The 20737-nt window shown below is 71.3% G+C and carries 25 protein-coding genes; 11 read left to right on the top strand and 14 right to left on the bottom strand.

What is annotated here, in order from left to right:
* Positions 1–79 precede the first annotated feature (79 nt).
* Both ASF18_RS11690 and ASF18_RS11695 read left to right on the top strand, forming a co-directional pair.
* Entirely contained in the window at positions 80–697 is a 618-nt protein-coding gene (locus ASF18_RS11690) for a DUF1214 domain-containing protein (protein WP_244472716.1), read from the top strand.
* Positions 694–1290 (top strand): hypothetical protein, encoded by a 597-nt coding sequence (locus ASF18_RS11695; protein WP_056218356.1) that lies wholly within the window; start codon positions 694–696, stop codon positions 1288–1290. Before ASF18_RS11690 ends, ASF18_RS11695 begins: the two co-directional genes overlap by 4 nt.
* Positions 1291–1298: 8 nt before the next feature.
* Here ASF18_RS11695 and ASF18_RS11700 read toward each other — a convergent pair whose 3' ends face one another.
* Both ASF18_RS11700 and ASF18_RS11705 read right to left on the bottom strand, forming a co-directional pair.
* A complete protein-coding gene (locus tag ASF18_RS11700) occupies positions 1299–2129 on the bottom strand; it encodes a hypothetical protein (protein ID WP_244472677.1) in 831 nt (276 codons plus the stop codon).
* 22 nt (positions 2130–2151) lie between these two features.
* Positions 2152–2364 (bottom strand): hypothetical protein, encoded by a 213-nt coding sequence (locus tag ASF18_RS11705; RefSeq protein WP_056218358.1) that lies wholly within the window; start codon positions 2362–2364, stop codon positions 2152–2154.
* Between the two features lie 518 nt (positions 2365–2882).
* On the opposite strand from ASF18_RS11705, the gene ASF18_RS11710 reads away from it, so the two are divergent.
* Entirely contained in the window at positions 2883–3176 is a 294-nt protein-coding gene (locus ASF18_RS11710) for a hypothetical protein (RefSeq protein WP_056218361.1), read from the top strand.
* 75 nt (positions 3177–3251) lie between these two features.
* Complete coding sequence (gene gshB, locus ASF18_RS11715) at positions 3252–4208, top strand: glutathione synthase (protein WP_056218363.1); 957 nt, start codon at positions 3252–3254, stop codon at positions 4206–4208.
* 72 nt (positions 4209–4280) lie between these two features.
* On the opposite strand, the gene ASF18_RS11720 is transcribed toward gshB, so the two are convergent.
* From ASF18_RS11720 to oxlT, 4 genes are read right to left on the bottom strand one after another with little or no spacing between them, the layout of a single operon-like run.
* Positions 4281–5837 (bottom strand): acyl--CoA ligase, encoded by a 1557-nt coding sequence (locus tag ASF18_RS11720; RefSeq protein WP_056218367.1) that lies wholly within the window; start codon positions 5835–5837, stop codon positions 4281–4283.
* Between the two features lie 20 nt (positions 5838–5857).
* Positions 5858–6868 carry a 2-dehydropantoate 2-reductase gene (locus tag ASF18_RS11725; RefSeq protein WP_056351767.1) on the bottom strand — a complete coding sequence of 337 codons (1011 nt, stop codon included), beginning with the start codon at positions 6866–6868 and terminating at the stop codon, positions 5858–5860.
* Between the two features lie 55 nt (positions 6869–6923).
* Positions 6924–7688 (bottom strand): fumarylacetoacetate hydrolase family protein, encoded by a 765-nt coding sequence (locus tag ASF18_RS11730; RefSeq protein ID WP_056351770.1) that lies wholly within the window; start codon positions 7686–7688, stop codon positions 6924–6926.
* Positions 7689–7692: 4 nt separating this feature from the next.
* Positions 7693–8946, bottom strand: a complete 1254-nt coding sequence (oxlT, locus tag ASF18_RS11735) for an oxalate/formate MFS antiporter (RefSeq protein WP_056218373.1) — start codon at positions 8944–8946, stop codon at positions 7693–7695.
* 449 nt (positions 8947–9395) lie between these two features.
* On the opposite strand from oxlT, the gene ASF18_RS11740 reads away from it, so the two are divergent.
* The 5 genes from ASF18_RS11740 (at position 9396) to ASF18_RS11760 (ending at position 12578) form a co-directional block, all read left to right on the top strand.
* Positions 9396–9608: a CsbD family protein gene (locus ASF18_RS11740; RefSeq protein ID WP_055946396.1), complete on the top strand. Its 213-nt coding sequence runs from the start codon at positions 9396–9398 to the stop codon at positions 9606–9608.
* A gap of 145 nt (positions 9609–9753) precedes the next feature.
* Positions 9754–10137: a CsbD family protein gene (locus ASF18_RS11745; RefSeq protein WP_056351773.1), complete on the top strand. Its 384-nt coding sequence runs from the start codon at positions 9754–9756 to the stop codon at positions 10135–10137.
* Positions 10138–10295: 158 nt separating this feature from the next.
* Positions 10296–11078 carry a creatininase family protein gene (locus ASF18_RS11750; RefSeq protein ID WP_056351776.1) on the top strand — a complete coding sequence of 261 codons (783 nt, stop codon included), beginning with the start codon at positions 10296–10298 and terminating at the stop codon, positions 11076–11078.
* Positions 11079–11317: 239 nt separating this feature from the next.
* Complete coding sequence (locus ASF18_RS11755) at positions 11318–11926, top strand: sigma-70 family RNA polymerase sigma factor (RefSeq protein ID WP_056352752.1); 609 nt, start codon at positions 11318–11320, stop codon at positions 11924–11926.
* On the top strand, positions 11919–12578 hold the full coding sequence (locus ASF18_RS11760) for an NrsF family protein (protein ID WP_056351779.1): 660 nt from the start codon (positions 11919–11921) through the stop codon (positions 12576–12578). The genes ASF18_RS11755 and ASF18_RS11760 overlap by 8 nt, the downstream gene beginning before the upstream one ends.
* A gap of 61 nt (positions 12579–12639) precedes the next feature.
* Here ASF18_RS11760 and ASF18_RS11765 read toward each other — a convergent pair whose 3' ends face one another.
* The 6 genes from ASF18_RS11765 to ASF18_RS11790 form a co-directional block, all read right to left on the bottom strand.
* Entirely contained in the window at positions 12640–13515 is an 876-nt protein-coding gene (locus ASF18_RS11765; RefSeq protein WP_156648120.1) for an alpha/beta hydrolase, read from the bottom strand.
* Positions 13516–13657: 142 nt separating this feature from the next.
* Complete coding sequence (gene dapD, locus ASF18_RS11770) at positions 13658–14512, bottom strand: 2,3,4,5-tetrahydropyridine-2,6-dicarboxylate N-succinyltransferase (protein WP_056218385.1); 855 nt, start codon at positions 14510–14512, stop codon at positions 13658–13660.
* 119 nt (positions 14513–14631) lie between these two features.
* Positions 14632–15033: a hypothetical protein gene (locus ASF18_RS11775; protein ID WP_156389744.1), complete on the bottom strand. Its 402-nt coding sequence runs from the start codon at positions 15031–15033 to the stop codon at positions 14632–14634.
* 272 nt (positions 15034–15305) lie between these two features.
* Positions 15306–15620, bottom strand: a complete 315-nt coding sequence (locus tag ASF18_RS11780) for a hypothetical protein (RefSeq protein WP_056218394.1) — start codon at positions 15618–15620, stop codon at positions 15306–15308.
* Positions 15621–15931: 311 nt separating this feature from the next.
* Positions 15932–16390: a Crp/Fnr family transcriptional regulator gene (locus tag ASF18_RS11785; RefSeq protein WP_056276444.1), complete on the bottom strand. Its 459-nt coding sequence runs from the start codon at positions 16388–16390 to the stop codon at positions 15932–15934.
* Between the two features lie 164 nt (positions 16391–16554).
* On the bottom strand, positions 16555–17241 hold the full coding sequence (locus ASF18_RS11790; protein WP_056218401.1) for a response regulator transcription factor: 687 nt from the start codon (positions 17239–17241) through the stop codon (positions 16555–16557).
* A 345-nt stretch (positions 17242–17586) separates the two neighbouring features.
* Between ASF18_RS11790 and ASF18_RS11795 the strand changes: the two genes are divergently transcribed.
* Positions 17587–18159, top strand: coding sequence for a L,D-transpeptidase family protein (locus tag ASF18_RS11795; RefSeq protein ID WP_056218404.1), 573 nt, complete (start codon positions 17587–17589; stop codon positions 18157–18159).
* Positions 18160–18166: 7 nt separating this feature from the next.
* Here ASF18_RS11795 and ASF18_RS11800 read toward each other — a convergent pair whose 3' ends face one another.
* Entirely contained in the window at positions 18167–19129 is a 963-nt protein-coding gene (locus ASF18_RS11800) for an NAD(P)H-binding protein (RefSeq protein ID WP_056351782.1), read from the bottom strand.
* Between the two features lie 93 nt (positions 19130–19222).
* On the opposite strand from ASF18_RS11800, the gene ASF18_RS11805 reads away from it, so the two are divergent.
* Positions 19223–20107, top strand: a complete 885-nt coding sequence (locus tag ASF18_RS11805) for a LysR family transcriptional regulator (RefSeq protein WP_056351785.1) — start codon at positions 19223–19225, stop codon at positions 20105–20107.
* A gap of 108 nt (positions 20108–20215) precedes the next feature.
* Here ASF18_RS11805 and ASF18_RS11810 read toward each other — a convergent pair whose 3' ends face one another.
* Positions 20216–20665 (bottom strand): phasin family protein, encoded by a 450-nt coding sequence (locus ASF18_RS11810; protein ID WP_056351788.1) that lies wholly within the window; start codon positions 20663–20665, stop codon positions 20216–20218.
* Positions 20666–20737: the final 72 nt, after the last annotated feature.

The raw sequence follows: 20737 nt of genomic DNA on the forward strand, positions 1-20737 counted from the left end.
GCGTCCGGACCAGAGCCGGACGCGTTCTTCCGAGCTTCGGAGCCGGGAAGCAGGCCCGGTCTCCGGGACCGGCGGACGCCTGACGCGCGCGCTGCGACGCGGCGTCCGCAAGGCTTCGACCGTGACAATGATGCTTTACGCCCTGGCGCTGGGGGCGGGCCTTGGCCTCGCGACCGCCGATTATGCCACGCGAGGTGGCTATCCCTTCGGCGGCGTGCGGGTGGGGGCCTGGACCGCCTGGCCGAAAGTCGGTTCCGTCGGTGCGGATCCCTACGCCCGCGCGGTCAACGCGCGGCGCGGTGAGATCCCCCTGGCGATCGGTGAAGGCATGCTGCTCACGGCCGAACAGGACGAATCCGGACGGGCACTCGATGCCGCCTGCACCTACCGCGTGGCGGGCGTGACGCCGCCGGCCCGCGCCTGGACCGTGACGGTGGCCGGGCGCGGGCCACGCGACTCGGACACCGCCCCGATGCGCGAAGGCTTCACCGCCACCGAGATCCTGCGCGAGACCGACGGGCAGTTCGTCATCACCCTGTCGCCGGAGGTCCAACCGGGGAACTGGCTGCCGATGCCGCGTGCCAAGGGGCCGGTACGACTCGCCTTGCGCCTGTACGACACGCCCGTGGCGGCCAGCGCGGGCAGCCTCGACCGCTCGGCTGTGCCGGCCATCACCAAGACCGGGTGCGCCGCATGACGCCGCGGGGCCGCTTCCTCGTCGCCACCCTGTCGGGACTGGTGCTCGCGGGCCTCGTGCACGGGGCCACCGTCCTGCTCATCCCGCGCCTGGCGGAGTCCGATGCGCTGTCGCGGGCGCGTTCCGGGGAGAACCTCGACCATCCGCTGGCGATCAACACCGTGGCGGCCGGCGACGCCACCCCGCCCGTGGAGGCGTGGCTTCCGATTCCGGACCCGGCGGTGGCGGTCGGGCTCTGCGCCTATGATCTCTCCGAGGGACCGATGCGGGTTTCGGCCCGTACGGGCTCGCTGATGCTGTCCCTGGCGGTACATGGACAACGGGGGGCTTTCTACGCGGTGACCGACCAGGCGGCGGTGCGCGGCGCCCTCGACCTCGTGGTGCTCACCCGGTCCCAATACGACGAGGCGCTCGCCAATGCCGACGAGGACGAGGTCAGCCACGATGTCCGCATCGTCGCCGGCGACACCCGGGGCTTCGTGGTGGTGCGGGTGATCGCGGCCCTGCCGAGCCAGCGCACGGCGGCCGACGCGGCGGTACAGGCGGTCTCCTGCACCGTCGACAGCCCCGGCGACGAGAAGACCGGCGGCTGAGGCACTCCTCAATTCTTGGCGACGATCGGCCTCGGCGCTGCGACCGCGACCACGCCCTCCGCCTCCGGCAGGAGCCCGCATCGGGCCTCGGCTTCCAGCGGCACCAACGGATCGAGCAGGGGACGCCGCCCGTCGAGGGCGGCCAGGGTCCCTTCCACCGACACGCCTTCCGGCCCTGGCGCCTCGATCAGCAGATGCTCGAGAGCATAGCGGTAGCGGCGGGAGCGGCGACCGGTCTCGAAGCGGACCCAGGCGATGAGGCACCGGTTCTCGGCCACCCGCATGGCGGCTTGGCGCACATCGCCGTCGTCCAGACTCTTGGCGAAGGGCAAGCTGCGCAGGCGCAGGGCGTCGCCCTCCTTCACCCGGACCGCCAGGGCGGCGAATTGCGGGATCAGCCGGGCATCGGTGCCGATATCCTCCGACAGGCGCCGGTAGCGCGAGACCGGCGAGCGAAAGCTCTGTGCCATCAGCGTGTCGTGATAGGCCGCCGGATCGTCGGTCCGCCAGGAGGCGGGGAGCACCCGGGCGCGCGTGAGATTGGCGAGAATGTCCGTGAACGCGTCGTGCCCGGCCGCTGGCATGAGGAAGCGCCAGGCGCGGTCGCGCAGGACGCGTTCCTCGTCGGTGAAGGGAAAGGCGGAGGCCGGCTCCTCGCGCTCCCGCGCCGCCAGGGTCCCGGTGGTCTCGATCAGGCTGTTCCAGGCGCCGGTTTTGGGCCGCCCGAAATCCCCCTCCTGCGCGCAGCCGGCGAGGAGCGCCGGGATCGCGAGGGGTATCAGGCGCAGCGCATGCAGCCGGAGGGCCTGCCGACGTCCGGTTCGGAATAAGGGCACCATGCGGGGGCGCGTCGGCCGGGTGTCAGGAACGGCGGCGCAGGCGCGGCGCGGGAGCTTCCGGCTCGGGCATGCGCTCGTAGCGAATTCCGGTGAAGAGCAGAATGGCGCCCCGCGGCGCATCCGCGTCCGCTCTCCGGAAGCGGCGCGCCGTAGCCGGGAACGTCACGACCGTGGCCGTCGGACGCTCGGGGCGGCGATCGGCGCCGCCGGTGTCGGGCAACCTGTGGGTGTTCATCGGCTGGTTTCCGATTCCGTTCGATCTCTGAGGCGAGCCGTCGCCGGGCCTGCTCCCGCCGCATCCGGGCCGTTCCGGTGTCGGGGTGATGCCGTCAGAGATCAGCATGGGGTGGTTAACGGAACCTTGCGATGGCCGGAACGGCTCTCTCTTCCGTGCCTCGGTCGCAGCGGGCCAGTCCGGCGTGGCTTCCCTGCCACGCCCTCGGCCCATGGCATGGCCCGCTATTTGCGACGGCGTGGGCTGCCCATGGCGGGCATTTCCTCCCTTGACTCGGCCCCGCTCGCCCGGCGAGCGGGGCTTTTTTGCGGGATCGGCATTACGGCGACACTTCGAACCCCGCCCGACGCGGGATCGACGGCATGGAACACGCGGCGGCGGGAGCGCTTGCTAACAGCCGGTCGCGCCCGATATGCCGTGTCGCTTCCGTTCGAACGGCCTGACTTTTCGCGAACGCACTCTCCCATCCAACACATTTCCCTTTCGCACACCCCATTTCGATTGAAGGACACCGCCGGATGCGCGTGGTTATCTCCCGACTCTTGAGCTCGACCAGAGGACTCAGCACGGCCCTGCGGATTGCGCCGTTCGCCCTCCTGATGGTGGCGGTCAGCCCGGCCCAGGCCCAGCGTGAGGACCAGGGCCTTCAGCTGGGATGCGCCAACGACTATTTCCGCCTCTGTGCCGGCGTGGATCCCAATAGCCAGGATGCGGAGCGCTGCATGGATCGCAACCGCGCCCGCCTGTCGCCCGAGTGCAAGGCGGCCATCGGCGACTACGACCGCCGCACCGGCGGGAAATCGCAGAAGTAAGGTGCCGCACGGCACACCGCATCACGGGCGGGACGGGCAACGACGCTGCCCGTCCCCAGACAGAGGTTTGACAGCATGACCCTGACCGTCGCGGTGCAGATGGACCCGATCCAAACGATCCGGATCGCCGGGGACACCACCTTCGCGCTCCTGCTCGAGGCCCAGGCCCGGGGACACCGGTTGCTGCACTACACGCCGGATCGCTTGTCGATGCAGGGTCAGGTCGTGACGGCCCGCGTCGAGGCCCTCACGGTGCAGGACGTGGAGGGGGCGCACGCCACTCTTGGGCCGGTCGAGCGCATCGATCTGTCGAGCGTCGATGTGGTCCTGATGCGTCAGGACCCGCCCTTCGACATGGCCTACATCACCGCAACCCACATGCTGGAGCGGATCCACCCGCGGACCCTCGTGGTGAACAACCCCGCCGAGGTCCGCAATGCGCCCGAGAAGCTGTTCGTCCTCGATTTTCCCGAGTTGATGCCCCCTACCCTGATCACCCGCGACAAGGCCGAGATCGAGGCGTTCCGGGCCGAGCACGGCGCCATCGTGATGAAGCCCCTGCACGGGCATGGCGGAGCTGCGGTGTTTCGGGTCCTGCCGGAGGACGCGAATTTCGGCTCGATGTTCGACTTGTTCTCGGTGACCTTCCGCGAACAATGGGTCGTGCAGCGTTTCCTGCCGCGCATCACCGAGGGCGACAAGCGCATCATCCTGGTGGACGGCGAGCCGATGGGCGCGATCAACCGGGTGCCCGCCCTCAACGACATCCGCTCGAACATGGTGCGAGGCGGTGCAGCGGCAGCTTCGGATCTCACGGAGCGCGAGCGCGCGATCTGCGCCGCCATCGGCCCGGAGCTGAAGCGCCGGGGCCTGATCCTCGTGGGGATCGACGTGATCGACGGAAATCTCACCGAGATCAACGTGACGTCGCCGACCGGCATTCGGGCGATCAGGCGCCTCGGCGGGCCGGACTTGGCGGTCTCGGTATGGAACGCGATCGAGGGCCGCGTCGGCAAGGTCCTGTCGGCCTGAGGGGCGCCGAGGCTCGGACGGCCCCGTGTGGCAGGTCCGGTATATCTCGGACCTGCCCCGTTCGTTCCAGCGTCAGACCAGACCGAGCTTCTGCGCCAGGCCGATCCGCTGGAGCTTGCCGGTGGCGCCCTTCGGGATCTCGTCCAGGATCATGATCTTGGCCGGCACCTTGAAGGCCGCGAGACGCTCCGAGGCGAAGCCGCGCAACTCCTTCTCGACAAGGTGGTGTCCCTCGCGCAGCACGATCGCGGCACAGACGTCCTCACCGAGCTTGTCGTGCGGCATCGCGAAGGTGACGCACTGCGACACCGCCGGGTGGTCCATGAGAATCTCGTCGACTTCGCGGGGCGAGATCTTCTCGCCGCCTCGGTTGATGATCTCCTTGAGGCGCCCCGTGATGGTCAGGTAGCCCTCGGGTGAGAGCGAGCCCTGGTCGCCGGTGCGGAACCAGCCCTGCTTGGTGAAGGCCTCCGCATTGGCCTTGTCGTTGTTCTCGTAGCCCGACATCACGTTGTCGCCGCGGATGACGATCTCGCCGGTCTCACCGGCGGGCAGGGGCTCGCCATCCTCGTCCACGATGGCGATCTCCGGACCGGCCGCGAGACCGACCGAGCCGGCGTAGTGCGGGCGCGGCGGCAGCGGGTTCGAGGCCATCTGGTGGGAAGCCTCCGTCATGCCGTAGGCCTCGATCAGGGGTGCGCCGAAGACCTCCTCGATCTCCTTCATGACCTGCGGCGGCATGGAGGAGGAAGACGAGCGGATGAAGCGCAGGGGATTGGCTTCGATGGTCTCCCGGTTGCGGGAGGCGCGGCCGAGGATCGCCTGGTGCATCGTCGGCACCGCCGTGTACCAGGTCGGGCGGATCTCGCTCATCCAACCGAAGAACTTCAGGGCGTTGAAGCCCGGGGTGCAGCAAACCTGGCCGCCGGCCGAGAGCGGCGCCAGGATGCCGGCGATCAGCCCGTGGATGTGGAACAGCGGCATGATGTTGAGACCGCGATCCTCGGCCGTGAAGGCCAGGGTGGTGCGGATGTTGCGGGCCGAGGCGCAGACGTTCGATTGCTTGAGGGGCACGATCTTGGGGCGCGAGGTGGTGCCCGAGGTATGCAGCACGAGGCCGATATCGTCGGGATGGGCTGGGCCGCCCTGGGCCGCCGGGGCTGCGGTGGAGTCCTCGAAAGACAGGGTGAAGCTGCCCGCGCCTTCTGCCGGGGTGGGGGTCAGGCGCACCACGGGTACGCCCAGGCGCGCGGCCACGGCCACGGCCGGGCTCTCGGAGCCCGCGGCGACGACCAGCAGGCGAGCGTTGAGGTCGGAGAGGTAGAACGTGAACTCGTCCGCCTTGTAGCTCGGGTTGAGGGGGGCCGCCGTCGTGCCCGCTCCGATGGCGATGAAGGCGGCCGCCATCTCCGGCCCGTTGTCGAGGACGATGCCGACCCGATCGTTCCGACCGATGCCCTGCGCGTTGAGGGCCGCGATCGTCCGGTCCGTGAGCGCACGGAGACGGCCGAAGGTCAGCGGCACGCCACCGGGGCTCGACAGGGCGGTGGCCTCCCCGGCCCCCGCGCGGATCAGGGCGTGGAGAGTGGTGGCGGCGGTCGTCGGTGCGGCGGTCTCGGCCATGGTCATCGTCCTCGAATGTCTGGGGTTCAGGCCGGCGTGATGGAGAGGCGCCCCTGCGCCCGCTCCAGGCTCTGGGCGAGGAGGCGCATCAGGGCGTAGACGGTGTCGATATGGGGCGTCGGGGTGTCGGTGAGGCGCCCGAGTTCGATGATCGAGCCGACCAGGGCCTCGAGCTCGATTGGCCGCCCGGCCTCCACGTCCTGCAGCATCGAGGTCTTGTGGGCACCGACCTTCTCGGCCCCCGCGATGCGGCGCTCGATGCCGAGCTTGAAGGTGACGCCGAGGCGGTTCGCGATCGTCTCCGCTTCCCGCATCATGTCGGCGGCGAGCGCCCGGGTTTCGGGAAACTGGCAGATGTCCACCAGGGTGGCGTGGGCCAGCGCCGAGATCGGGTTGAAGCTGAGATTGCCCCACAGCTTGAGCCAGATCTCCGCCCGGATGTCGCTGGTCACCGGTGCGCGAAAGCCCGCCTTGATCAAGGTCTGGGCCAGGGATTGCACCCGCGCCGACATCGAGCCGTCGAGCTCGCCGAGGCCGAAGCGATGGCCCTCCACCACCTGAACCACGCCGGGCTCCGTGAGCACGGCCGCCGGGTACACCACCGACCCGATGACGTGCTCCGGGTCGAGGTTCTGGGCGATGAGGCCGGCCGGATCGGCGGTCTCCAGGTGCGTACCCGTCAGGTCCCCGCCATACCCCTGCGAAAAGTACCACCACGGGATGCCATTCTGCATCGTCACCACCATCGTCTCGGGTCCGATGAGGTGGTGAAGGTCGGCTGCGATCGGCCCGACCTGATGCGCCTTGACGGTGAGGAGCACGATGTCGTGCTGGCCCGCCTCGGCCATGGACTTGGTGGCCTTCAGGTTCGTGACGTGGATCTCGGAGCCGTCCTCCTCGATCAGCCGCATGCCGTTTCGCTGGATGGCGTCGAGGTTGGCGCCGCGCGCGATGAAGGTGACGTCCTCGCCCGCATGGGCGAGGCGCACGCCGAGAAATCCTCCGATGGCGCCGGCGCCGACGATCGCGATGCTCATATGGGTGTCCTCAAAACCTGTCCTGATCACGTCCGCTTCGTGGGAGTCGGGTGTCTCATGAAACGCCGTTCGACAACACGCCGATGCCGGCGATCTCGACCTCTACCGTGGCGCCCCTGGGGATCGGGCCGCTGCCCACCGAGGTGCCGCAGGCGATGAGGTCGCCGGGCTCCAGGGTCATGTCCCGAGAAAGCTCGGCCACGAGTTCGGCGGGCCGGCGCATCATGTCGGCGAGAGGATAGCGCTGGCGCTCGCGTCCGTTCACCCGCACCGCCACATCGAGCACCTCGGGATCGATGTCGGTGGCAATCACCGGACCGAAGGGGCCGAAACCGTCGAAGCCCTTGGAGCGTGTCCAGTGCACGAAGCTCGGGTCGGCCTTCAGCGCTTCCAGCGCGGTGACGTCGTTCACGCAGGTGTAGCCGAAGATGTGCGCGGCCGCCGTCTCCGGCGTGAGGTCTCGGCCGCGCCGGCCGATCACGATCCCGAGTTCGCCCTCGAACAGCAGCCGGCCTGAGCCCTCAGGCGCCGTGATCGTCTGCCCGCTGGCGAGGTAACAGCTCGCCGGCTTCACGAAGTAGAGCGGCACATCGGGCCGGGTGAGCCCCTGCTTCTCGGCCGAGGCGTGGAAGTTGTTCCACAGGGCGATGTACTTCGACGGTCGGCACGGAAGGTCGAGGGTGACCTCGGACAGCAGCAGGAACGCGCCGGTGGGTGTCGGATCGGCGAACAGATCGCCCGCATGAACGTGGATGGTCTCGCCGTCGAGGCGGCCGAAGCCGCTCGCGCCGTGGTGGAGGTAGCGGAGCCAGCGTGCCATCGGGTCAGCTCCGGGCGATGAACCGGGCGCGCATCGGCTTCAGCACGAAGAGCGCGAGGAACCCGGCCAGGAAGGCCATGCCGGAGGCGGCGTAGAACACGTTCTGCCACGAGCCGGTCTTGGCCTGGATCATGAGCAGGATCGGCAGGAGCAGGGCGGCGGTGCCCTTGGCGGTGTAGAGAAGGCCGGCATTGGCCGCCGCGTTCTTGTCGCCGTAGGTGTCGCTGCAGGTGGCAGGGAACAGCGAGTAGATCTCGCCCCAGGCGAAGAACACGAGCCCGGTGAGCAGCACGAAGGCCATCGGGATATGAGCGAACATGCCGAGCGCCAGGATGCCGGCGCCCTCGATCATGAAGGCGATGACCATCGTGTTCTCGCGCCCGATCTTGTCCGAGACCCAGCCGAAGAACGGCCGCGTCACACCGTTGAGCACCCGGTCGATGGTGAGCGCGAAGGTCAGGGCCGGCAGGGTAATGCCGATGAGCGAGACCTCGACCCCCGCGACCTTGAAGTCCTTGGCGATGGGAGCGAGGGAGGCGGCCGCCATCAGGCCACCGGCGGCCATCATCACGAACATCAGGTAGAGCAGCCAGAAGACCGGCGTCCGGACCATCTCGGCGGTCGAGTACTGGCGCCGGGTGACGGTGTTCACGGTCGCGGTGCGGCCTGCCAGCATCCGATCCTTGAAGGCGGCGCTCGGCGAGACGAGGAGCAGGGCCGCCAGCATGACGACCAAGCCCTGGCCGAGGCCGAACACGAAGAAGGTGTGCTGGTAGCCGGAATCGCGGATCATGTTGGCGATCGGGATCACAGTCAGGGCCGAGCCCGCGCCGAAACCGGCCGCGGTGAGGCCGGCCGCGAAGCCGCGCCGGTCGGGAAACCACTTCAGGGCATTGCCGACGCAGGTGCCGTAGACCGCGCCCGCGCCGACGCCACTGATCGCGGCGGCCGCATAGAGCATGGTCAGCGTGTCGGCGTAGGAATTCATCACCCAGCCCAGCGCGCAGAGGGCGCCGCCGAAGATGGTGACCAGGCGCGGGCCGTACTTGTCGACGAACCAGCCCTCGATCGGCACCAACCAGGTTTCCATCACCACGAAGATCGTGAAGGCCCACTGGATCGCGGTGCGTTCCCAGCCGAACTTCTGCTGGATCGGATCGACGAACAGCGTCCAACCATACTGCAGGTTGGCGATCATCGACATGCAGAGCACGCCGAGGACGAGCTGTCCCCACCGGCCGAGCGGTGGCGCATCCACTTTCGCAGCAAGCTCCCTGCGGCTTGCAGCAACGTCGGCGGGCGCGATCGACGTCGTCCCGGGCGGGACAGGCGCAGCAGTACGCGCGGTCATGGGCGTCTTCCTTGACTCAACTCTTGTTTGCGGATTTCGGTTTTATCGGCAATTATTTTGAATTCAAGGAGCTATACCTCGGCCAAACCTGTGGTTCGTCTGCAAAATTTTTGGGTTAAGCCCCTAAAAAATTTGAGATGCTGCTCAACCCGCGCATTCGGCCCGTGGGTTTTCTTGCAGTGCAAAGGACGACGTTTGCGCTGCGACATCAGAAGTGCAGTGAACAGGCTCAGGCCAGGCGGGAAACTGTCGGATATGGAACCAACGGGAGCGGGCACCGTTACGCTTGCCAGACGACGCCGGGTGGCATCCCGCGACCGGACGTTCAGCCTGGAACCAACTTTACGGAGCGTTTGATGAGCAGCACGACGGACAAGATCAAGGGTCTCGCCAACGAGGCCGTCGGCAACATCAAGCAAGGCATCGGTTCGGCCACCGGCAATGAAAAGCTGCAGGCCGAGGGCAAGGCTCAGGAACTGAAGGGCGAAGCCCAGAAGACCGTCGGCGATGCCAAGGACGGCATCAAGGGCGCGGCCCAGAGCGCCGCCGACGCCGTCAAGAAGATCTGAGCGGATCGTCCCTCGCCTCGGTCCCTGACGGGCCGAGGCGTCGCGCCGTCGGGCCGACCCACAGCATCATCGAAACAGTCCTGGCCGGAGTGCCCGCGCGCGTTCGGGTGTTCTGACTAGGGCCGAGACGAGAAGGATCTTCACGATGAACCGCGACCAGATCGAGGGTGGAATCCGGAACATCCAGGGCCGCGGGCGCTCGGCCCTCGGTGCCGTGACCGGACGGGTCCGTCCGCAGGCCGAGGGCGCCTACGACCAGGCGGCCGGTGCCGTCCAGTCTGCCTATGGCCGGGCCCGTCATGCCGCCGATGACCTGCAGCGCGACGGAGCCCACCGTGTCGACGAGGCCCGCCACAGGGGCCGGGCCATCGCGGGCGCCCTCCAGGACCGCGGCCGGCTCTATCAGAACGAGGCCGTGCGACGCGGCCGCGCCGTTGCCCGCCGGGCCGACGAGAACAAAGGTCCCACCCTCCTCCTCGTGGCCGCGGCCGCCTTCGGCGCCGGCTGGCTCCTGCGCCGCACCCGCTGAATCATCGATCCATTGCCTGAGAGGGGGGCCGGGGCGTTTACGCGCCCCGGCCCGCTTCGCGTTCGACGGTGCGGCAGCCCCTCTTGGATGAGGCATGGTTTCCGTGGCACGCAGGATGGCGCGCAGCGTCTCGATCGCTTCGCCCGAGGAGAGCGGCGATGCCGACACGCCAATGGGCCGAGTTGACGACGGACGAGATCCGGTATCGCGACATGGGTCGCACGATCGCGGTGCTGCCCGTCGCCGCCATCGAGCAGCACGGCCCGCACCTGCCGCTGGCCACCGACGCGATCATCGCCGAGGGCTATCTCGCGCGTCTCATGACGTTGCCGGCCCAAGATCTCGACGTCCTGCTCCTGCCGGTCCAGGTCGTTGGCAAGTCGGACGAGCACGAGAGTTTTCCCGGGACCCTGTCGCTGACCACCGCGACGGCCCTGCAGGCCTGGACCGGGATCGGCGATGCCGTCCGCCGCGGCGGCTGCGGCAAGCTCGTCATCGTGACCTCGCATGGTGGCAACAGCGGCCTGATCGATCTCGTGGCGGGGGATCTGCGCGGGCGCCACGCCATGGTGGCGGTGACCACCGCCTGGAGTCGGTTCGGTTATCCCGACGGGCTGTTCCCCGAGGCGGAGATCCGTCACGGCATCCATGGCGGCGGTATCGAGACCGCCCTGATGCTGGCCCTGCGGCCGGATCTGGTGCGGCGTTCCGAGATCGCGGATTTCACGCCGCGCACGCTGGCGATGGAGCGGACCTTCACCCATCTGCGCGCGGGCCGTCCCGCCGCCTTCGCCTGGCGGGCGGAAGACCTCAACCCGGCCGGCGCCATCGGCGACGCCCGCCTCGGTACCGCGGAAGCCGGGGATCGTGCCCTCGACCACGGCGCCCGCGCCTTCCTCGAGCTGCTGCGCGACGTCGACCGCTTCCGCTTGGCCGAGTGAGAGGGCGGCGATCGTGACGTCGGTCCCATGCGCTCCGTAACCTCCGGGAAGCCCGGCGCGAACAAGCCTGATGCGAGAGAGCCGACCTCCCGGATGTCGACCTCTCGGATCATGGAGCACCCCCGATGGCCTGTGCCGTCCCGGCCGGACACGATCGGCCGACCCCGCAGGCCCGCGACCCCTTCGGCTGGGCGACGGTCGCCCGGCCCGCCGCGGCGGCCAGCGGGCGCACCGAGCGCATGAGCCGGGATCAGGCTCTGGCGTGCGATATGGCGGCCGCCCAGGCGGGCGACGCGGAGGCCTATCGCCGCCTCTTGCGCGACTGCCTTCCGGTGATCGCCGGACTGGCGCGGGCGCAGGGGGTCCGGGCGGAGGCGGTGGACGATGTGGTGCAGGACGTGCTGCTGACGATCCACCGGGCGCGGGCGACCTACGATCCGGCCCGGCCCTTCCTGCCCTGGCTGCGCGCCATCACCCGGCGCCGGGCCATCGACGGGATGCGCCGGGCGAGTCGCCGCCCGCGGGAAGTCCACGACCCCATCGCCTACGAGGCGGAGGTCGATCGCGGGCCGGCGCCGGGCCACCACCTGGAGGCGCGCGACCGGGAGCGGGTCCTGGCCCGGGCCGTCGCCGCCCTGCCGGATGGCCAGCGCCAGGCCGTGGAGCATCTCGCCCTTCAGGAGCGCAGCCTGGAGGAGACGGCCGCCCTGACGGGGCGCACCAAGGGTGCCCTGAAGGTCAACCTGCACCGGGCCTTGAAGGCCCTGCGACGGACGCTGGGATCGGGTTCCGCGGACCGGGACGAGGCCGCGTCCCGGCCGGGCGAGCGAGGAACCCACGATGTCTGACACGGCCCGCACGTCTTCGCATGACCGCCTGATGGACAGCCTCGCCGGCGGTCTGCAGCCCGTCCGGCGCCTGCCCGGGCCGGCCTTTCGGGCGCTCGCCTGGTGCGCGGCCGCCGTCGGGCTGGGGCTCGCCCTGATGCCCTTCGCCGATCTCGAGGCCCTGCGCATCCGCATGGCGGTGGCCGATCTGCGCTACGCCGCCCTCGGCGCGGTGCTGACCGCCGTCGCGGCGGCGGTCGCCGCGTTCCAGACCAGCGTGCCGGGGCGCGCCTCCGCCTGGGCGCTCCTGCCCCTGGCGCCGGCCGCATTCTGGATCGGGGCCAGCGGCGCCGGCTGCCTGCGCGACTGGGCGGTCCCCGGGGCCGACCCCGCCGACATGCATCAGACCGGGGGGTGCGTCGCCTTCCTGCTCGCCGTCTCGCTTCCGTTGTCGCTGGTCCTCGTCTGGATGCTGCGGCGGGCCTGTCCCCTGCGCCCCAACCTCACGGCGGCGCTGGCGGGGCTCTCGGCGGCGGCGGCCGCGGCGGCGCTCCTGGTGCCGTTCCATCCGCACGACGCCACCGCGACGGACCTCGCCCTGCACGCGCTCGTGGTCGGCCTGGTGATCGGGGCCAACGGGCTGGCCGGGGGACGCCTGCTGCGGCGGGGCTGACCGCCGCGCCGGTATACCGGCGGGGTCGTGTCGAGGTCGCGGGGGGTTCGCCCCGCGCCGCTCAGCCGGCGCGGATCGCGGCCGCGACCTCGCCCGGATATTCCTCGTGCGGGCTGAGCGCCCCCGGCACCGAGGCCCGGGCGACCCGGCCGGTGGCGATCAGCGCGTCCATCTCGGCGCCGGAGCGGCGCGGGGCCCGCTCCGGCCGCAGGACCAGGACCGGCGGCAGGCCGGGGGCCTCAAACAGGTCGAGGAAGTCCCGGCGAGTCGCGAACGGGTCGAGGCCGCCGGTGACGAAGGCGGCGGTGCCGAAGCGGCCGCCGTTCTGGCGGGTGATGGCGTGCTTGTCGGCGATGACCCCGGGCGTGACGTGGTCGGGGTCGGCATAGACGTGGGCGCGCATCATCCGTCCGATGACGGGGCGGCTGATGTTGATGCGGTAGAGGGCGTCGCCCAGGAGCGGCAACTCGACGGCCCGGCGCAGGCCGGCGAACAGGCCCCGGCGCTCCGGCCCGAGGGCGGTGGGCAACGGGCCCCGCCAGGTCGGGGCGACGAGGACGAGGCGCGCGAAGGCCCCGGGATGGCGCCGGGCGGCGGCCACGAGGTAGCCGGCGGCGTGGCCGGCCCCGACCCCGAGGGCGTAGGGCCCGGGAGCCGCCGCCAGCAGGGCGTCGAGGAAGGCGTGCATCGTCTCCGGATTCATCGGCACCCGGGCGCGGACATGGTCGCCGAAGCCCGGCCAGTCCGGCACGAGGCAGCGATAGGCATGGCCGAGGTCCTTGGCCAGGGGCCGCATCTCGACCCGGGCCGAGATCGAGGACAGGGCCGGCAGCAGCAGGGCCTCGGGGCCGCTGCCGACGACGTCGTAGGGCGTCGGCACGCGACGCCCGGCGAAGGTCAGCGCGAAGCTGCGGGCGGAATGGGCCGGGTCGATCATCGTTACGCCTCTCCCTCGCATCCGGGCCGATGTCACCGCCACCAGATGGGGCATGGCCGGCCGCACCGGCACGCGACCGAGCGCCGCCCGGAATGGGGCTTCGCCCGGACCCCGGTCGAGCGACCCGGCGACGCCCCCGGGATCAGGTGCGCAGGAGCTCGTTGATGGCGGTCTTGGCGCGGGTGCCGGCATCGACGCGCTTGACGATCACCGCGCAGTACAGGCCCGGGCCGGGGCTGCCGTCGGGCAGGTCCTTGCCCGGCGTGGTGCCGGAAACCACCACCGAGTAGGGCGGCACGCGGCCGTACATCACCTCGCCGGTGGTCCGGTCGATGATCTTGGTGGAGGCGCCGATGTAGACGCCCATGGAGAGCACGCTGCCCTCGCCGACGATCACGCCCTCGGCCACCTCGGCGCGGGCGCCGATGAAGCAGTTGTCCTCGATGATGACCGGGTTGGCCTGGAGCGGCTCGAGCACGCCCGCGATGCCGGCGCCGCCGGAGATGTGGCAGTTCTTCCCCACCTGGGCGCAGGAGCCGATGGTGACCCAGGTGTCGACCATGGTGCCCTCGCCCACATGGGCGCCGAGGTTGATGAAGCTCGGCATCAGCACGGCGCCGGGGGCGATGTAGGAGCCGCGGCGCACGACGCAGCCGGGCACGGCCCGGAAGCCGGCCTCGCGAAACTGCTTCTTCTTCCAGCCCTCGAACTTCGAGGGCACCTTGTCCCACCAGGTCGCGCCGTCGGGGCCGCCATGGATGATCTCCATGTCGTTGAGGCGGAAGGAGAGCAGCACCGCCTTCTTGAGCCACTGGTTGACCTGCCAGTCGTCGCCGACCTTCTCGGCGACCCGGGCCTTGCCGGAATCCAGGAGGTCGAGGGCCGCGTCGACGGCCTCGCGCACGGCGCCCTTGGTGCCGGTGTCGATGCCGGCGCGCTCCTCCCAGGCGGTCTCGATGGTGGCGGCGAGGTCGGTGGGGGACGCGGGGTGCGACATGGGGCAGGTTCCGGCAACGGATCGGGACGGGCCCCGTGCTTACAAAAGCCCGTCCGGCCTGTCACCTTCGCGGCTGCGGTCCGTGGGGCGGCCCGGGCGGCCGTCCCATCCGGACGGGCTCAGCCGGTCGTCATGGGCTTGGCGCTGGCATGGCCGCAGGCGTCGTAGCGGCGCTCGATGAGGAAATAGTCCCTCATGGCGGTGTTGTAGTACTTGGCCGAGACGGCGACCTCGCGCCGGCCCGGGCGCCCCTCGGCGATGGCGCTGGGCACCCGCTCGATGGTGCAGCACTCGGTCTTGTCCCCGAGATAGTCGAGCCGGTTGGCATAGGCCCGTCCGCCGTGATCGCCGTTCCTGACGATGTCGCGGATCATGATGTCGACATAGGCCTCGTCGGGCAGGGTGGCGTTGGTCTCGTAGCAGACCAGCAGGCGGGTCGACTGCTCGTAGATCAGGTAGCCCGCGCCCATGACCGCCAGGGCGAAGAAGGCGACGGCCGCCGTCTGCGTCCTCCGGCTCATCGGTTGATCCTCCTGGCGCTCCGCCATCGCATGCCCCTCCGCCGGGCGACGACCCGGGCCCGGAGGCGCACGGGGCCCGGGTCCGTGAGCCCGAACCGGGGAGTCACGGGCGCCGGATGTCACGTCCGGCCGAGCATGCGCCCGATTCCATCACAAAGGGTTTCCGCGAGGCGGTTCGACCCTCACAACGGTCGGCCTCGCTCCGGGGCGAGGCCCCGGCTCGGACCGCCCCCGAGGGGGTCGCGGGCGACCGAGTCGGGGGCGACCGTCGTTCACTCCCCGTAGAAGCGCTGGATGCGCGCGGCCCGATCGGCGCGATCCGCGAACCGGGCGTCTCCGTCGGATTGCGCCTGCCGGACGGCGGCGGCGTGCGAGAACACCCGCGCCGCACCGAAATCACCGTGGAGCGCAGCAACGTTCGCGGCATGCACGTCTCTGCGAGACTGAATGGCACGAACATTCGCGCTATGGGCGGCGTGTTGCGCGACGATCGCCGTCCGCAGGCTCTCCTGAGCCTGCGCGGGCACCACGAGCCACGCCGAACCACTGACGAGACATCCGGCCAGGACCATCTTGACGCCGTTCATGACAGTGTATCCTCAATCTGATCGATGATCACCGATGACGCGACAGGCTCCTTCCATCCCGTCGGACGGATCAGGAGCCTGGGGCCGAGTCGGACTTGGTGTCTTTGTCCGGACTCGACTAGGCCTATAGCCTGTGGAAATCGAAGATCCCTCGACGGCCCGCGCCACGGGTGCCCCGCCGGCGCATCGCGACCGCGAGGGTCCGCGGACCTGCGGCGGCGGTGACGAGGGCCCCGCGCCGGCTCCGTCACCGGATCGGGGGCGAAAGCCGTGGGCCGCCACGGACGGGGCGCGCGACCGGATGCGGGCGGCTACGGCGCGATGCGGTCGAACCGGTCGCCGAGGCGGACGAGGTCGCCCGCGAACGCGGCGAGGTCGGCGCGCAGCTCGCCGTGGATCGCGCGGGCGGCGTCGGGAAACTCCTCCAGCACCCGGCGCATCAGGGTCGGGGTGATGCGGACCACCTCGGCGGGGCTCGCCGCGTCGGCGTCGCAGGGACGCTCGCCGCGCTGGAACAGGGCCAAGCGCCCGATCAGGCTGGAGCGCCCGACCGTGACGGGGGACGCACGGTCCCCCCGCGGGGTCAGCGTCAGGGTGCCCGACATCACCACGAAGCCGCCGTCGCCGCGCTCCCCGCGCGCGAACAGGCGCTCGCCCGCCGCGAGGCTGCGGCGCTCGGCGGCGAAAGAGAGCAGGCGCAGGGCATCCCGGCCCAGGAAGCCGAACAGCGGCGCGGCGCTCAGAATCGCGATGTCGTCGTCGAGCCCCACCTGCCGTCCCGTCCTTGGCCGCGCTGTCGGGGGAGCTTAGCCGAACCGGCCGGCGGGCGAAACGGCGGGGACGCCGCGTCGAGGCAGGCCCGGACGCGTCGCCGCCGGAGGTCGACGCCCCCGTGCGCTCCCCCGTGCGGGGGCCGGGATCGCCGGACGCTCCCCTACGGCAGCAGCTTGTAGCCGCCGCCCTCGGTGACGAGGATCGCGGCGAGCGCCGGGTTCGGCTCGATCTTCTGGCGCAGGCGGTAGATGTGCGTCTCGAGGGTGTGGGTGGTGACCTGGGCGTTGTAGCCCCAGACCTCGGCCAGCAGCGTGTCGCGGCCGACCACCTCGCGCCCGGCCCGGTAGAGGAAGCGCAGGATTGCGGTCTCCTTCTCGGTGAGCTTCAGCTTCGAGCCGCGCTCGCCCACCAGGAGCTTGGCGCCGGGCCGGAAGGTGTAGGGGCCGATCTGGAACACCGCGTCCTCGCTGGCCTCGTGGCTGCGCAGGTGGGCGCGGATGCGCGCCAGCAGGACGGCGAACTTGAAGGGCTTGGTGACGTAGTCGTTGGCGCCCGCCTCCAGGCCCTCGACGGTGTCGTCCTCAGAATCCTGCGCCGTCAGCATGATGACGGGGCCGCGATAGCCGCCGCGGCGCATGGCCCGCACGGCCTCGCGCCCGTCCATGTCCGGCAGGCCGACATCCATCACCGCCAGGTCGATCCGATCCTCCGTGACGCGGGTGATCGCGCTCTGTCCGTCCAGGGCGGTCAGCACGGTGAATTCGTCGTAGAGATCGAGCTGCTCCATCAGCGTCTCGCGCAGCGAGGCATCGTCGTCGCAGATCAGCAGGCGATGGGTATTCGGCATCGACCGAAGGACTTTCAGGTAGTTTGCAGGATCCGCCAGCGGTGTTCGGGTCCGCGGGCGGGCGGTGAGAGACAGGATCGACGGTGACGCCGCGATCCCGAGGCACGATGATGACACGCGGGCATCGTCTTGCCGTCAGGAAATCACACCGGGGTCATTAAACCAACAATCCGGGCTGCGCACAATACGGTTGTGCGCAGCCTAACACTGCGGAAACGGTGAAGCCCCAAGAAAAGTTTCAGCGGATGTAGCCGCCAATTGGTCCCGTCGCCGTTTCGCGCGGGGTGCGGCCGGATGGGGCCGGCCGGATTTGGCAGCCGCGCGGGCCCGCGCGATAAGCGCCTCATGAAGCGGACCCCGACCTCGACGCGGCAGCGTCCCCCGACGCCCACCACCCTCCCCCGCCTGCGCGTCCGCGCCCTGGTGACGGACCGGAGCCGGGGCCAGCTCCTTGCGGGCGCCGCCATCATCCCCTGCGCCCTCGGGCGGAGCGGGATCGTGCAGGTGAAGCGCGAGGGCGACGGCGCCTCGCCCCGGGGCACGGTCCGCCTGCGCGGCGGGGTCTACCGGCCGGACCACTTCGCGAGCCGGCCGGCGAGCCCCCTCCCCCTGCGCCCGAGCGCCCCCGGCGACGGCTGGTGCGACGACGCCCGCGACCGGCGCTACAACCGGCCGATCCGCCTGCCCGCGCCGGGGGTCGGGCACGAGCGGATGTGGCGGGAGGACGGGCTCTACGACCTCGTGGTCGACCTCGACCACAATCGCGGTCCGATCCGGCCCGGCCGCGGCTCGGCGATCTTCCTGCACGTGGCGCGGGGCGGCTTCCTGCCCACCGAGGGCTGCGTCGCCCTACGCCGGGCCGACCTCGTCCGCCTCCTGCGCCGGGTCGGCCCGGGCACCCGGATGCGGATCGGCTGAACCGGGTTCAGGCCGCCCGGGCGCGCAGGGCGGCGAGGCTCGCCGCCACCGCGTCGGCGAGGGGCGTGTGCGGCTCCGCCCCGAGCCGGGCGACGAGGCGGGCATTGTCGAGCTCCAGGGTGGTCGACCAGAGGTAGCGCATCTCGATCACCTCGCGCAGGAAGGTAACGAAGGGCGCCCCGCCATAGACCGGCGCCCAGGCGAAGGGCCGGACCGGCGGCCGGCGGCCGTCGGCAAGGCTCGCCGCCTCGGCCACCGCCTCCGCCATGGCGCGCCCCTGCAGGTGATGCCCCCGGAAGTTCAGGCGCAGGTGGCGCGGCAGGGTCGCCTCCCCGTCGAGGAGGCGCGCGAAGGTCTCGGCGAGGTCGGGCAGGTAGGCCCAGGCGTGCCCCGCCCCCGGGACCTCGGGCGTCGCCACCCGCCGCAGGGGCCGGCCCTCGCGCATCAGCACCTTGGTCACCCAGGAGCTCGGGGCGCGCGGCCCGAAGAAGTCGCCGGCGCAGACGATCAGGTGGTCGAGATCCGCGGCGGCCTCCAGCATCGCCTCCATCTCGACCCGGACCGCGCCCTTGCGGGTGCGGGGCCGGCGCGGCGCCGCCTCGGTGAGGCACGGCCCGGCCTCGGGGCCGTAGACGTAGAGGTTGCCCGGCAGGGCGAGGCGGGCGCCCGCCCCGCGCGCCGCCGTGATCGCGTGGGCCAGCATGGGCAGGGCGAGGCCGCGCCAGTCGCGGTAGCCGGGCGGGTTAACCCCGTGGAACAGGATGCGGGCGCCCCGCACCGCCGCCACCAGGTCGGCCTCCCGCAGGGCATCGCCCGCGACCCAGTCGACGCCCGCGGGGCCGCTCCGGCGCGCCCGCCCGGGATCGCGCGCCAGCCCGCGCACCCGCCAGCCGTGCCGGAGCAGCGCCTCCGCCACCGCCCCGCCGATGCCCCCCGTCGCCCCGGTCACCAGGGCCAGCCTGTCCGTCATCGCCGTCTCCTCCGTTGAGAACGCCCCGGAGGATGCGGGGGACGGGGCTGAACGCCCATTGCCGAAAGACGGCGGGTTGCCATACGAAACCGTATGGACGAACCGGACTGGCACCTGTGGCGGGCATTTCTCGGGGTGATGCGGGCGGGCAGCCTGTCCGGGGCGGCGCGCGACCTGCGGCTGACCCAGCCGACCCTCGGCCGGCAGATCGCCGCCCTGGAGCGGAGCCTCGGCGCGACCCTGTTCACCCGGGCCCGCGACGGCCTGCGGCCCACCGACCGGGCCCTCGACCTCGTGCCCCAGGCGGAGGCCATGGCCGCGGCGGCGGCGGCCCTCCTGCGCCGGGCCTCCGGCGAGACCGGCGCCATGCGGGGCCGCGTCCGCCTCACCGCCAGCACCTTCCTAGGCGGCGTGGTGCTGCCGCCGATGCTCGCCCGCTTCCACGCGGCCCATCCGGGGGTCGACCTCGAACTCTCGCTGAGCGACCGCACCGAAGACCTGCTGCGCCGCGACGCCGACCTCGCCGTGCGCAACGTGGCCCCGACCCAGGGCGCCCTGGTGGCCCGGCGCATCGGCACGGCGCCGATCCGGTTCTACGCCCACCGAACCTACGCCGCGCGCCGGGGCCTGCCCGCGACGGCGGCGGAGCTCGGGCGCCACAGCCTGATCGGCCGGGCGGTCCACGCCGCGCGGGTGCGCCCGACGCTCGGCCATGACCTCACCTTCGCCTTCGCCTGCGACGACGACCTCGGCCTGCTGGCGGCCCTCCGCGCCGGCTTCGGCATCGGCTATTGCCAGGAGGGCGTCGCCCGCCGCGACCCGGACCTCGTGCCGGTCCTGCCCGGCCTCGTGCTGGCCGAGATCGGGATCTGGCTCGTCATGCACGAGGACCTGCGCACCACCCGCCGCATCCGCGCGCTGTTCGACCATCTGGCTTTGGGGCTGACCGGCTATCTCGGGGAAGAATTGCCGGCTTAGCAAGCGTCCGGCCGGCGTGTCGGGAGCGCGCGGCGCCGGGCCGCCGGAGACGATCGCCACGCGCTTCCGGCGGGCGGTCGGGCCGAAGGCCCCGTCGGGCGCGCGGGTTCAGGAGCCGTCGGGCCGGTCGGCGCCGGGCGGGCCGGCATCCGGCTCCTCCGCTCCCTGGCGGCCCTCCTTCAGCAGGTCGAGGGCCTGGGCCCGCATCCGCTCCCAATCGCCCAGGGCCCAGTCCATTTGCCGGCGCAGGAAATCCTGCTGCAGCTGGAGCATCGCGGACAGGGTCCGCGCGGACATCAGGCCCTCCACCAGGGCGAGGTTGGCGGCGAGCTGCCGGTGGGTGGTGCGGGCCACCAGCCGGCCGGCGGCCTGAAGGTCGGCGTCGAGGTCGGTGCGGGCCGTCCGCCCCAGGGCGGCGAGGCGATCCAGATGGTCTTCCAGGGCCTCCGTGACGGCATCGCGGGCGGCCTCGGCGCGCCGGAGGGCCGGGTCTGTCTCCGGCGCCGGGCCGGGCTCGGGGCGGGAATCGGGTGTGGTCTCGGGCTCGTTCGATGACATCCGCGGGTCTCCCGAAGCCGGAGCCGGGACGGGCTCCGCGCGGACCGCGCCGGTCGTGGCGCGGTCCTGTCT

The organism is Methylobacterium sp. Leaf89 (assembly GCF_001422215.1).
GTDB lineage: Bacteria > Pseudomonadota > Alphaproteobacteria > Rhizobiales > Beijerinckiaceae > Methylobacterium.